Consider the following 12,600-nt stretch of genomic DNA (forward strand, 5'->3'; position numbering starts at 1 on the left):
TCGTCCCCTCCTCGTGGTTATACCCCTCGGGGGTAGTAACAGCGATGCACCCCCTGTCATTCCCAGGGTTCCACGAGGATCTTCAGGTGCCGAGCCGGGTCCGCGACCAGCGCGTCCAGCCCCCGCGGTACGACGTCGGCCAGGCCGATCCGGTCGGACACCAGCGGCGTCGGGTCGACCGCGCCCGAGCACAGCAGCTCGACCGCCCGCGGGAAGTCCGTGTCGCGCAGGTGCGACAGCGACGCCACGAGCCGCTTCTCACCCAACAGCAGATCCATCATCGGTACGGCCACGTCCGCGTCGAACACGCTCAGCAGTACGGTCGTGCCGGCGCGGGCGGTGAGCCGGACCGCCGTGGACGCCACCGCCGGCACCCCGGCCGCCTCGAACACCACGTCCATGCCGGCGCCGACCGCGTCCGCCGCGCCGTCCGGCGCCACCGCCTCGGCGCCGAAGCGCGCCGCCAGCTCGCGGCGGTGCGGGTGCGGCTCGACCACCACCACCCGCGACGCGCCGGCCAGTACGGCGACGCGCGCGGTGAGCAGCCCGACCGTACCGCCGCCGAGGACGGCGACCGTCGCGCCCGGGGCCACCTCGCCGCGCGACACCGCGCGTACCGCCACCGACAGCGGCTCCGCGAACGCCGCCACCGTCGCCGGGATCCCCGCGTACGCCACGCAGCAGGACGCCGGGGCCAGCGCGTACTCGGCGAGCCCGCCGTCGCCCTGCTGGCCGAGCTGCCCGGACACCGCGCACATGTTGTACCGCCCGGCGCGGCACCGGTCGCAGTTGCCGCAGGACATCGTGCCGTCGACCGCGACGGTGTCCCCGGGGGCGAACCCGGCGCCCGCCCCGGCCTCCTCGACCACCCCGACGAACTCGTGCCCCAGCGTCAGCGGCGCGCACCGCCCGGTCAGCGGGTGCGGCGTCAGCGGCGTCATCACCGGCCCCGCCGTGTACTCCTCGACGTCGGTGCCGCACAGCCCGCACGCCAGCACCTTCAGCCGCAGCCAACCCGCCGGCGGCGCACCCGGATCGGGTACGTCCACGACGCGCACGTCGCCCCGGGCGTACCAGCGGGCGGCCCTCACGGGAGCCGTACCACGTTGCGCAGGTCCTGCCCGGTGGCGAACCGGTGCAGCTGGTCGGCGACGAGCTTGCGGGCCCGCGGGTAGAACGCGGCCGAACCGCCGGCCACGTGCGGGGTGATGAGCACGCCCGGATGTGTCCACAGTGGATGGTCGGCGGGCAGCGGCTCCGGGTCGGTCACGTCCAGCGCGGCGCGCAGCCGGCCCGTCGCGGTCTCCGCGGCGAGCGCGTCGGTGTCCAGCGTCCCGCCGCGGCCGACGTTCACCACCAGCGCGCCGTCCGGCAGCGCCGCCATCAGCCGCGCGTCGAACAACCCGGCCGTACTCGCCGACTGCGGCAGGACCAGTACGACGATGTCGGCGTCCGGGAGCAGGTCCGGCAGCTCGGCCACGCCGTGCACCCGCTCCTCCGGCCGGGCACTGCTCGCCACCCGTACGACGGTCGCCTCGCAGGCCAGCAGCCGCCGCTCCAGCGCCTTGCCGATCGACCCGTACCCGACGACCACCACCCGGCTGTCCGCCAGCGACCGCGTGTAGTGCGCGTCCCAGCGGCGCTCCCGCTGGTCGTCCACCCACGTCGGCAGGTCCCGCTGCGCGGCGAGGACCAGCCCCAGCGCGTGCTCCGCCGTACTGGCGTCGTGCAGCCCGCGCCCGTTGCACAGCTCCACCCCGGGACGCAGCGCCGGCAGGACCGTCTCGTACCCGGCGGTCAGGACCTGGACCACCTTCAGCCGCGGCATCCGCGCGAGCGCGGCGACCCCGGCGGGCCGCCCGTACGGCGCGACGTAGAACGTCACGTCGGAGACGTCGGCGGGCGGATCGCCCGTGCCGTCCCAGACGTCCACGCGCAGGGTGGCCGGCCAGCCGCCCATCGTCTCCCGCAGATCCCACGGCACCAGTGCGTACTCACCCATGGCCGCCGATCCTACGGTCCGCCCCGGCGGCCCGGCCCCGTCAGGTCGCCAGCAGCTGCTCGATGTGCGCCGGCTCGGCGGGCCGCCCGTACAACCAGCCCTGGCCGTGCTCGGCGCCCAGCTCGCGCAGCCGGTGCGCCTGCCGCCGGGTCTCCACCCCGCTCGCGGTCACGGTCAGGTCGAGGGTGTGCGCCAGCGACATCAGCGCCCGGACGATCGCCAGGTCCGCCCGGTCCGGGTGGGCCGGGGCGTCGAAACTCCCCGTGAACGAGCGGGCCAGCTTGATCCCGTGCACCGGCGCGTGCCGCAGGTGCGCGAGGTTCGAGTAGCCGGTGCCGAAGTCGTCGATGACGATCCGTACCCCGTCCTCGCACAGCGTGCGCAGCGCCGCGGTCGGCTCGGCGCCCATCAGCGCCCGCTCCGTCAGCTCCAGCTGCAACAGCCCGGCCGGCAGCCCGGATCCGGCCAGCGCCGCCCGTACGTCGTCGACCAGGCTCGCGCCGCACACCTCCCGCACCGCCAGGTTCACGCTCACCTGCGGGGCCCAGCCGTACCGGTCGAGCCAGGCCCGGGCCTGCCGGCACGCCGCCGACAGCACCCACCGGCCCAGCGGTACGACGAGGCCGGTCTCCTCGGCGAGCCCGAGGAACGCGTCCGGCCCCAGCAGCCCCAACCGCGGATGCCGCCAGCGCACCAGCGCCTCGACCCCGGTCAGCCGCAGGTCCGTCAGATCCACCACCGGCTGGTACGCCAGCGTGAACTCCTCGGCCCGCAGCGCGCCCGGCAATGCCTCGGAGAGCTGGTGGCGGGCGGCCTGTGCCGCGTCACGCTCCGAGTCGAACGTGGCCCAGCGGCCCTTGCCGGCCGCCTTCGCCCAGTACAGGGTGATGTCGGCGGCGCGCATCACCTCGGCCGGATCGGTACCGAAGGTGGCGCGCTCGACGACGCCGATGCTGGCGGACACGGCCAGTTCGTGCCCGGCCACCGCCACCGGCGAGTCGAGCGCCGCGAGGATCCGCTCGGCCAGCTCGACCAGCTCCGCCTCGCCCGTCGAGTCGGCCCGCAGGACGACGAACTCGTCGCCGCCGAGCCGGGCCAGCAGGCTGTCCGGGCCGACCGCGTCGGCGAGCCGGCCGGCGACCACCCGCAGCAGCTCGTCGCCGACCGGATGGCCCAGGCTGTCGTTGATGATCTTGAAGCCGTCCAGGTCGAGGAAACACACCCCGAGCCGCTCCGCCGGCGCCGTACGGTCGAAGGCCCGGTGCAGCCGCTCCGTGAACAGCGTCCGGTTCGCCAGGCCGGTCAACGCGTCGTGCGTCGCCTGGTACGTCAGCGTCTCCGCCAGCTCGTGCCGCCGCGTGTTGTCCTCGCCCATCGCCACCAGGTAGCTCGGCCGGCCCTCCTGGTCGCGGACCACCGAGACCGCGAGCCCGCCCCACAGCACGCGGCCGTCGTCCGTCACGAACCGCTTCTCGGTACGGATCCGGTCCGCCGCGCCGGTCGCCACCCGCTGGTAGATCAGCTCCCGCAGCCCGACCGCGTCGTCCGGATGTACCAGCTCGAACACGTCGCGGCCGCGCAGCCGTTCCGGTGGCGCGCCGAGCATCGCGGCCAGCGCCGGGTTCGCCTCCAGGATGTGCCCGGTCAGGTCGCCCAGCGCGATGCCCGTCGCGGCGCACGTGAACACCGCGCGGAACCGTGCCTCCGTCGCCCGCAGCGCCCGCTCCGCCCGCGTCTGCGCGGCCATCGCCGCCTGCCGGATCGACTCCTGCTCGGTCAGCGTCCGGTCCCGCAGGGCCGCGGCGAAACCGCTCGCCAACCCGGCGAGTACGGACGGACGGGCCGCGGCGCGGTCCGCCGGCAGCATCCCGCCGAGCGCGACCAGGCTGCGCGCCAACGTTTCCGGCGCGGTGAAGTGCGCGGCGACCAGGGCCCGTCCCACCTCCGTACCGGCGGCGCGGGCGGCGGGCGCGTCGAGTGGCGCGGCCAGCAGCCGGGCCGCCAGCGGGCGCAGGTGCCGGGCCAGCTCCGGCCGGGTCAACGAGACGAAGCTGGTACCGGCGATCGCCGCGGCCCAGGCGTCCGCCAACCGGGCGGGGGTGGGACGGGCGGCCTCGGCAGGAACGTGCCGGCGGGTACGGGATGCTGCCGGGCGGCGCCGCGCGCCGGAACTCACGGCTTTCGCCCGACCCCGGCGTAGCTGCAGAACCGCTCCGGCCGCGCCGGCACCTCGTCGGCCTCGTCCGGCCGCCACAGCGGGAGGAACACCACGCCCGGCTCGACCGGCTCGAACCCGTCGAACAGCGCCGCCACCTCGTCCCGGGTACGCGCGGTCAACGGGTTCGCCGTGTCCGCGTACAGCCGGAGCATCGCGTCGGACTCCGCGGTCCGCCCGTCGCCGGTGCCGTGCGATATCGCCAGCAGGCTGCCCGGCGCGAGCGCCCGCCCGTACCGCCGGACCAGGTCCGCGGGATCGTCCGCGGGGCCCACGAAGTGCAGCAGCGCCACCATGAGCAGCGCCACCGGCCGGTCCAGGTCCAGCGTGGCGCGCAGCCCGTCGTCGGCGAGCAGCCGCTCCGGCTCGCGCACGTCCGCCTCCACCACCACCGTGTACGGGTCGTCGGCGAGCAGCGCGCGGCTGTGCGTCACCGCGACCGGGTCGGTGTCCACGTACGCCACGCGGGCCTGCGGGTCGATGGCGCGGGCCACCTCGTGCACGTTGCCGACGGTCGGGATGCCCGAGCCGATGTCGAGGAACTGCCGGACCCCCGAGTCGAGCGCGAACCGTACGGCGCGGCGCAGGAACGCGCGGTTGGCCCGCATCACCGCCGGCAGCTCGGGGATGATCCCGATGGCGGCCTGCGCCGCGGCCCGGTCCGGCGCGAAGTTGTGCGAGCCGCCGAGAAAGTAGTCGTACATCCGGGCGGCGCTCGGCAGGTCGAGGTCGATCTGTTCGGGTGCCCAGCTCGGCCGCTCCACCCTGAAATCCCTCCGCCTGGTGCGCTTCGGACGTACCGGCTCGAATGATAATGCCCGGATCGGCCGGTACCGGCCGGCGGATCGGACAGTCAGCCGTCCGGGTCGCCAAACCCGGCGCACCGCCCGTCTTGTCGCATTGGTCCGTCCCGGCCGCGCCAGGGCCCGCGCGTCCTGCCCGCACCCCGTCGAACCAGGTCAGCGCCGGTACCGGCGGGCCACGCCGCTCGGGTTGCGCCCGTCCCCGGCGGCTGGCGTACGGTCGGACCGGTGGCGCGGTCCCGCCGTACGTCCCGACGGGGTACCGCGTGTCGTCAGGCGGTGGGGGAGCGGCGCTGGCGGGCCGCCTCGTACAGGACGAGGCTGCCGGCGGTGGCGGCGTTGAGGGAACTCGCGGCGCCGCCGATCGGGATGCGCAGCATCGCGTCGCAGGCGTCGCGCCAGGCGGCGGACAGGCCGGTCGTCTCGTTGCCGACGACGAGCACGGTCGGTCCGGTCAGGTCGGTGGCGTCGACGTCGGCGGCACCGGTCTCGTCCGTACCGAGCAGCCGTACGGGCAGGCCGCCGGTACGGAGCCGGTGCACCCAGGCGACGACGTCGCGCTGCTCGCACCGCACCACCGGTACGGCGAAGACGGAGCCGGTGGAGGCCCGGACGGCGCGCGGATCGTACGGGTCGGCGGCGTGTCCGGTGACGACCACGCCGGACGCCCCGAACGCGTCCGCGGACCGGACGAGCGTGCCGACGTTGCCGGGGCTGGTGGGCCGGTCGAACACGACGGCGAGCAGCCCGGGACCGGCCGGTACGCGGGCGAGGTCGTCGGCGCCGAGCCGGGCCACGGCGACGAGTTCCGGTGGGCCGTCGCCCTTCTCACCGAGTTCGGCGAGCAGGTCGGGCGCCACCTCGACGACCTCGGCGTCGGAGCTGGCGACGGTGTCGGCGGCCCACGACGACAGCCGGCGGCCGGCGGGACGCAGCACCGCCTCGACGGGCCAGCGGTGCCGGACCGCGATCGTGATCGGGCGTACGCCCTGGACGAGGAAGCGTCCGCTGCGGGTGCGCTTCGTCCGGTTCGTCAGCAGCGCCTGCCACTGCTGGAACCGCGCGTCCCGGGTCCTGACCGCCATGGTCACCGAACCTACCGGTGCGGGGATACTGGCCGTCGTGGCGGGCAGGCGACGGGACACGACCCGACGGTACGAGGTCGACACCGGGGTGGCGGAGCTGGTCCCGGACGGCGACGGGCGCGACGCGTACACGGTGCTGCTGGACTCGGCGCCGCAGTCGCACGTGGACCTGGCCGACCCGACCCGGCTGGACTTCGAGTACGTGCGGCGGATCGGGCACGTGGTGGACCTGACGGGCGAGCCGGGCGCGCCGCTGTCGGTGCTGCACCTGGGCGGCGGCGGCCTGACCCTTCCGCGGTACGTGGCGGCCACCCGGCCGCGGTCCCCGCAGCGCGTGGTGGAGAAGGACGGGGCGCTGGTCGAGCTGGTCCGGGCCGAGCTGCCGCTGGCGCGGGACTGCCGGCCGCGGATCCGCGTCGGCGACGCCCGCGAGGTGCTGGGTACGTTGCGGGCCGGCCAGTTCGACCTGGTCGTCGCCGACGTGTACGCCGGGGCGGCGATCCCGCTGGACCTCACCACCGTGGAGTACGTGCGGGAGGTGGACCGGGTGCTGCGGCCCGGCGGCCGCTACGTGGCGAACGTGGCGGACGGTGCCGGCTGCGCGTTCGCCCGCTCGCAGGCGGCGACGATCCGCGCGGTGTTCGGCGAGGCGCTGCTGGTGGGCGACGCCGCGGTGCTGCGCGGCCGCCGCTTCGGCAACCTGGTACTCGTCGCCGCGCACCGTGCGCTGCCGGTACCGGAGCTGACGCGGCTGGCGGCGGGCGACGCGTTCCCGGCGCGGGTGGTGGCGGGGGAGGCGCTGGAGCGGTTCACCGGCGGCGCCGCGGTCGTCACGGACGCGACGCTCGGCGACGCCGCGCCGGCCCCGGCACCGCCGCGCGGCCCGTTCGCCCGCTGACCCGACCCGCCGGCCCCTTCGGATGGGGGCCGGCGGGACGCGGCCGGTCAGAACGGGGTGAGCGTGAGGGTCAGGTCGGTCGGCCCGGTGTCCTGGATGTACGAGGCGAAGCCGGCGACGTCGTCGAACGGGAACCCGTACGCCTTGCCGTCCGCGGTGTGCGCGTGCATGATCCGCGCGTAGTGGTTGGTGACGTCGCCCGCGTAGAAGCCGCCCGGGTCGGTGGTCGGCTGGTCGGCCGTGCTCAGCAGCGTGGACCGGTTGAACCCGGCGCCGAGTACCGCCGCGACCGGCCCGGTCTTCCCGTCGTTCGGTGCGGCGAGCTTGCCCGCACAGTAGAAGACGTCCAATGTGGACGGTTTGGCGAAGCCGGCCACCCCGCCGTCGAACGCGAGCGTGTCGCCCGACACCCGCCCCGTGTACGTCCCCGAGTCCGTCTTGACGGTCAGGTCCTCACCCGCGTACTTCGACCACACGGAGCCGATGTAGCCGTCGAAGTAGTCCGCGGCGAACGCGCCGGTCTCGATGCCGTGCCCGGGCGCGATCACGCGCAGGTCGTCGACGACGAGCCCGCCGTACCCGGGCTGGGCGGCCAGGTCGGCGAAGATCGCCTGCCGGCCGCCGTCGGCCAGCGTGCCGGTCGTCTGGTCGGCGGATCCGCGCAGCCGCAACGACAGCGGGATGCCGAACATGTCCACCGCGGTGGTGTTGCAGTACATCCCGGTGTCGTTGAACGTGAACTCGCAGAAGTCGTGCAGCACCCGGTAGTTCGGGTCGCCCGACACCCATCCCGCCGGGTACGCCAGCCCCGGGTTGCCGTTGCCGTCCGCCACCGCCTTGAACTTCAGCGGATCGCCGATGGCCACGTAGATCCGGCCGGACATGCGCGGCAGCTGGATCGTCGTGTCGCCGTCCCCGGCGAGCGGGATCGAGTAGTCCGTGAAGCCGTCGGATCCGTTGTCGGACAAGGAAACCGGGTGCAGGACGCCGTCGGCGGTGGCGTGCGACTGGGCGCCGCTGGCGAGGTCCACGCCCACCACGTACAACCGGACCGCGCCGTTGGCGTACTTGTTGGTGTGGTTGGCGATCGTCACCGGCAGCGTGGCCGGCGTGTGCGGGACGGTGCCGGCCGCGGCGCGCGTACCGAGGGCGGTGAGCAGTGGTGCGGCGGCGAGCCCGCCGAGCAGGGATCTGCGGGTCAGCATCGTGTCGCTCCTTTCACTGGTCCGGTCGGCCGGTTCCGGTCAACTGGGCCCGGCCCACCGGCTCCGGTTGACGGGGCCGGCCAACCGGGTCCGGTCGACCGGGGCCGGTCACTTGGTCTGGTACGCCGCCACGTAGTCGACGGACATGTCCGCGCCGGACGTGGTGTCCGCGCCGGGGGAGGCGCAGCCGCACACGCCGTTCGGGAAGCCGCCGCCCATCGCCACGTTGAGGATCACGAAGAACCCGTGGTCGAACGCGTTCTGCCAGGTCGTCGCGTCCATCTGGCTCTCGCTGACCGCGAACGTCTGCTGCCCGTCCAGGTACCAGCGGATCTGCTCGTTGCTGGTGTCCGTGCGGTCGATGACCACCGAGTACGTGTGGAAGTCGGTCTGGCAGCCGCCGCAGTCGAGCAGCCCGCTGCCCAGGCCGTTCGTCTCGTTGCACGGGCCGCCGGGGTTGACGCCGCAGTGCACGGTGCCGTCGGTCTTGCTGAGCGCGTTGACGTCCTCCAGGATGTCGATCTCGCCGACGCCGGGCCAGTTCGTCCCGCCGACGGGGCGGGCGTCGGCGCCGAGCATCCAGAACGCCGGCCAGTAGCCGAGTCCGTTAGCCGGGTCGGGTTGCCGGATCGACGCGGTCACCTGCAGCTGGCCGCCCGCCGGCGCGCCGAGATCCGTACGCTGCGTCTCCACCCGGCCGGACGTCCACGCGCCGCCGTTGCTGGTGGGCTTGATGACGAGGTGCCCGTTCCCGTCCTGGTACACGTTGTCCGTGCTGTCGGTCATCGTCTCGACCTCGCCGGTACCCCAGTGGTCGGCGCCGCCGGGATAGCCCGTACCGGTGTCGTAGAGCCAGTTCGTACCGTCGAGCTTGGAGCCGGCCGCGCCGGTGAAGTCGTCGGCGAAGACGGTGTCCCACCCGCTCGGCGGCGGCGGTACGTCGGCCGGTCGGGCCGCGGTGCCGTGGTGTCCGGCGGGTGCGTGTTCGGCCGAGGCACCGCTGGGGGACAGGGCGCCGAGGGTGAGCGCCGCGACGGCCGCCGCCGCGACGACGATCCCGGGTCTTCTCATGGGGTTGCCTCCTCCTCAAGGGGTGTACGCACCGACGACGCGCGGACCACCAGGGCGGTCGGCAGGACGACGGTGCGGGACGCGCGGTCGGGCGGCGCGGCGGCCAGCTCGGCGAGCAGACCGACCGCGGTGGTACCGAACCGGTGGTAGTCCTGCGCGACCGTGGTCAGGCCCGGCCGCAGCAGCCCCGCCGCGTCGATGTCGTCGAACCCGACGACCGCCACGTCGCCGGGCACCGACCAGCCGTCCTGCTGCGCCGCCTGTACCGCGGCGATCGCCATCGCGTCTCCGGCGACGAACACCGCGGTCGGCGGTTCGGGCAGGGCGAGCAGCCGGCGCATCGCGGCCGCACCCGAGTCGGCGTAGAAGTCGCCGGCGACCACGTACGAGTCCGGGCAGGGCAGGTGGTGGCGGGCGAGTTCCCGGCGGAACCCGGCGTACCGCTCGGCGGCGGGCTTGAGGTCGGTCGGCCCGGTCACGGTCGCGATCCGCCGGTGCCCCTGCGCGACCAGGTGCCGTACGGCCGCGCGGGCGCCGCCGACGTTGTCCGACGACACCGACGCCGACCGCGGCCCGCCGACCGCGAGGTCGAGCGCTACGCACGGCAGGGCGCCGGACAGCAGCCCGGCCACCGACGGCGTGCACTCGTCCACGCCCATCAGCACCACCCCGTCGAGCGTGTACTGCCGCGCCAGCCGCACGTACCCGTCGGGGTCGTCGTCGGGCGCGATGGGCAGCAGGATCAGGCCCTGGCCGTGCTCGTTGACGGCCTCCTTGAGCCCGACGAGCACCTCCTGGAGGAACGGGTGCTGCCGGCCGCCGCTGCGGTAGTCGGTGTCCCAGAGGAGGCCGACGAGGCCGGAACGGCGGCTGGCGAGGGCGCGCGCGGACGCGTTCGGCGCGTATCCCAGCTCGTCGGCGAGGGCGCGGATCCGGTCGCGGGTGGCGGGGCTGACCTCTGGTCGGCCGTTGAGCGCCCGGGAGACGGTCGCGACCGAGACCCCGCCGCGGCGTGCCAGTTCGTTGATGTCCATCCGGCATCCCTCCCGGGTCGGACATACCCGACGTAAACGCTTCCGGGACCATAGAGTCGACGTATTGCGCATGTCAAGCCGGCCGAGCTTTTCGCGCCGGATTACCACCCGTTTGCCATGCGGTACCTACGTTGGAGCCATGGCGGAAGACCGGGGGCGGCGGTAACGGTGACCAGTGGTACGGACGCGGACAGTGGAGGCGTGGCGACATACGGTCCGGCACGGGCTGCCGGTACTGTTGCGCCCATGGCTCGGCTGCTCGTGGTGGAGGACGACGCCACCATCGGTGGTCTGCTCGAACCCGGGCTGCGCGCGCACGGACACGAGGTCAGGTGGGTCAGGTCCGGACAGGACGCGTTGAGTGCGGCCGCGTCGGCCGAGTTCGACCTGGTCCTGCTCGACCTCGGGCTGCCCGACCTGGACGGTGTCGAGGTGTGCCGGCGGTTGCGGGCCGCGCAACCGGGCAGCGTACTGGTGATCCTCACCGCGCGGCGCGAGGAGATGGACGTGGTGGTCGGCCTGGAGGCCGGCGCCGACGACTACCTGACCAAGCCGTTCCGGTTCGCCGAGCTGCTCGCCCGCATCCGGGCGCACCTGCGCCGCGGCGCCCCGGCGCCCAGCCAGGAGCCGGCGCTGCGGGTCGGTGAGCTGGTCGTCGACACCGCGGCCCGGCGGGTCACCCTCGCCGGCACCGAGGTCATGCTGCGGGCCAAGGAGTTCGACCTGCTGGCGCGGCTGGCGGAGGAGCCCGGCGTGGCGGTCAGCCGCGAGCGGCTGATGTCCGACGTGTGGGACGAGAACTGGTTCGGTTCGACCAAGACGCTCGACGTGCACATGGCGGCGGTCCGTCGCCGGCTGTCCGACGCCGAGCACGAGCGCGGCGACGGGACGACGGCACCCCGGATCACCACGCTGCGCGGCCGCGGGTACCGGATGGAGGCCGGCTGATCCCGGCCCCCGCGAGGAGGTGGTATGCGGCAGCGGATCCTGGCCGTCGGCCTGCTGGCGGCGGTGCTGGCGACCGGCCTGTTCGGCATCCCGTTCGCGATCGTGGTGGGGCAGCTCCGGATCGCCGACACGCGCAGCCAGATGGAACGGCTCGCCGACCGGACCGCCGTGGACATCACCGCGGCGTACGCGACGAAGCGCGATCCGGTGTCGCTGCCGACCCCACCGCGCGGTACCCAGATCGGCCTGTACGACCAGCACGGACGGCTGACCGACGGCGTCGGCCCGGCGCACGCGGACTCGTCGGTCCGCGCCGCGATGGGCGCCGGTCAGGTCACGAACGGCGACGACAGCGGTGATCTGGTCGTCGCCGTACCGGTGGACCGCGGTGAGCAGGTCGCCGGCGCGGTACGCGTGTCGACGAGCCGCAGCCAGGCGTACTGGCGGACGGTGCCGACGTGGCTGACGATGGCGGCGCTGGCGCTGGTGGGTCTGGCGGCGGCGGCGACGTTCGCCCGGATCCAGGCGGGGCGGTTGGCGAAACCGTTGGAGAAGCTGGCCGGCTCGGCGCACGAGCTGGGGGACGGTGACTTCAGCGTCCGGGCCCGTACGAGCGGTATCCGGGAGATCGACTCGGTCGCGTCGTCGCTCAACTCGACCGCGGACCGGCTGGGTGGGCTGGTCGCGCGCGAGCGGGCGTTCTCCGCGGACGCCTCGCACCAGTTGCGTACGCCGCTGACCGGGTTGCGGCTCGGCCTGGAGATGGCGCTGGACAAGCCGGACGAGGACCTGCGGCCGGCGGTGGGCGCCGCGATCGAGCACGCCGACCGGCTGGAGCGGATCGTCGACGACCTGCTCGACCTGGCCCGGGACGTACCGCGGCGGAACGAGCCGTTGGACGTGGCCGGGCTGCTCGCCGACCTGCGCGCCGATCGGCTGCCGGCGTTGACCGCGGAGGGCCGGTCGTTGCTGGTGGTGGTGGAGGGGGACATCCCGCGCAGCGCCGCCTCGCCCAGCGCGGTGCGCCAGATCCTCTCGGTACTGCTGGACAACGCGACGGTGCACGGCGCCGGCCGGATCACCGTCACCGCCCGGAACGCGGGCGGCGCGCTCGCCATCGACGTCTCCGACGAGGGCGACGGTACGACGAGTCCGGAGCCGCAGTTGTTCTCCCGGCGCGGCGGGCACGCGACCGGGCACGGCATCGGCCTGCCGTTGGCGCGCAGCCTGGCGGAGGCGGAGGGCGGCCGGCTGCGGCTGTCGCGTCCGGCCCCGCCGGTGTTCACGCTGCTGCTGCCGGAGCGCCGCGCGGAGTGGCCGACCGACGGATAGCGCACGC

General features: G+C 74.5%; 11 protein-coding genes. 3 read left to right on the top strand and 8 right to left on the bottom strand.

All coding sequences use genetic code 11. The annotated features are described in order from the left end of the window. Window positions 1-56: 56 nt before the first annotated feature. The 5 genes from Aru02nite_RS02230 to Aru02nite_RS02250 all read right to left on the bottom strand — a co-directional run bounded on the left by Aru02nite_RS02230 (window position 57) and on the right by Aru02nite_RS02250 (window position 6,105). A complete protein-coding gene (locus Aru02nite_RS02230; protein WP_203654414.1) occupies window positions 57-1,049 on the bottom strand; it encodes an alcohol dehydrogenase catalytic domain-containing protein in 993 nt (330 codons plus the stop codon). A gap of 38 nt (window positions 1,050-1,087) precedes the next feature. Then, window positions 1,088-2,002, bottom strand: a complete 915-nt coding sequence (locus tag Aru02nite_RS02235; protein ID WP_239076309.1) for a 2-hydroxyacid dehydrogenase — start codon at window positions 2,000-2,002, stop codon at window positions 1,088-1,090. A gap of 40 nt (window positions 2,003-2,042) precedes the next feature. Continuing rightward, window positions 2,043-4,091: a putative bifunctional diguanylate cyclase/phosphodiesterase gene (locus tag Aru02nite_RS02240; protein WP_203654415.1), complete on the bottom strand. Its 2,049-nt coding sequence runs from the start codon at window positions 4,089-4,091 to the stop codon at window positions 2,043-2,045. 83 nt (window positions 4,092-4,174) lie between these two features. Next, a complete protein-coding gene (locus Aru02nite_RS02245) occupies window positions 4,175-4,981 on the bottom strand; it encodes an SAM-dependent methyltransferase (RefSeq protein ID WP_203654416.1) in 807 nt (268 codons plus the stop codon). A 311-nt stretch (window positions 4,982-5,292) separates the two neighbouring features. Further along, window positions 5,293-6,105, bottom strand: a complete 813-nt coding sequence (locus tag Aru02nite_RS02250) for a TrmH family RNA methyltransferase (RefSeq protein WP_203654417.1) — start codon at window positions 6,103-6,105, stop codon at window positions 5,293-5,295. A gap of 37 nt (window positions 6,106-6,142) precedes the next feature. On the opposite strand from Aru02nite_RS02250, the gene Aru02nite_RS02255 reads away from it, so the two are divergent. Next, a complete protein-coding gene (locus tag Aru02nite_RS02255) occupies window positions 6,143-7,003 on the top strand; it encodes a spermidine synthase (RefSeq protein WP_239076311.1) in 861 nt (286 codons plus the stop codon). A gap of 47 nt (window positions 7,004-7,050) precedes the next feature. Here Aru02nite_RS02255 and Aru02nite_RS02260 read toward each other — a convergent pair whose 3' ends face one another. The 3 genes from Aru02nite_RS02260 to Aru02nite_RS02270 all read right to left on the bottom strand — a co-directional run bounded on the left by Aru02nite_RS02260 (window position 7,051) and on the right by Aru02nite_RS02270 (window position 10,313). Further along, on the bottom strand, window positions 7,051-8,208 hold the full coding sequence (locus Aru02nite_RS02260; protein WP_203654419.1) for a beta-1,3-glucanase family protein: 1,158 nt from the start codon (window positions 8,206-8,208) through the stop codon (window positions 7,051-7,053). A gap of 108 nt (window positions 8,209-8,316) precedes the next feature. Then, window positions 8,317-9,279, bottom strand: coding sequence for a glycoside hydrolase family 16 protein (locus Aru02nite_RS02265; RefSeq protein ID WP_203654420.1), 963 nt, complete (start codon window positions 9,277-9,279; stop codon window positions 8,317-8,319). Beyond that, window positions 9,276-10,313, bottom strand: coding sequence for a LacI family DNA-binding transcriptional regulator (locus Aru02nite_RS02270; RefSeq protein ID WP_203654422.1), 1,038 nt, complete (start codon window positions 10,311-10,313; stop codon window positions 9,276-9,278). The genes Aru02nite_RS02265 and Aru02nite_RS02270 overlap by 4 nt, the downstream gene beginning before the upstream one ends. 246 nt (window positions 10,314-10,559) lie before the next feature. On the opposite strand from Aru02nite_RS02270, the gene Aru02nite_RS02275 reads away from it, so the two are divergent. Further along, window positions 10,560-11,261 carry a response regulator transcription factor gene (locus Aru02nite_RS02275; RefSeq protein WP_203654424.1) on the top strand — a complete coding sequence of 234 codons (702 nt, stop codon included), beginning with the start codon at window positions 10,560-10,562 and terminating at the stop codon, window positions 11,259-11,261. A 24-nt stretch (window positions 11,262-11,285) separates the two neighbouring features. Beyond that, window positions 11,286-12,593: a sensor histidine kinase gene (locus tag Aru02nite_RS02280; RefSeq protein ID WP_203654426.1), complete on the top strand. Its 1,308-nt coding sequence runs from the start codon at window positions 11,286-11,288 to the stop codon at window positions 12,591-12,593. Window positions 12,594-12,600 lie beyond the last annotated feature (7 nt).

This window comes from Actinocatenispora rupis (assembly GCF_016861975.1).
GTDB lineage: Bacteria > Actinomycetota > Actinomycetes > Mycobacteriales > Micromonosporaceae > Actinocatenispora > Actinocatenispora rupis.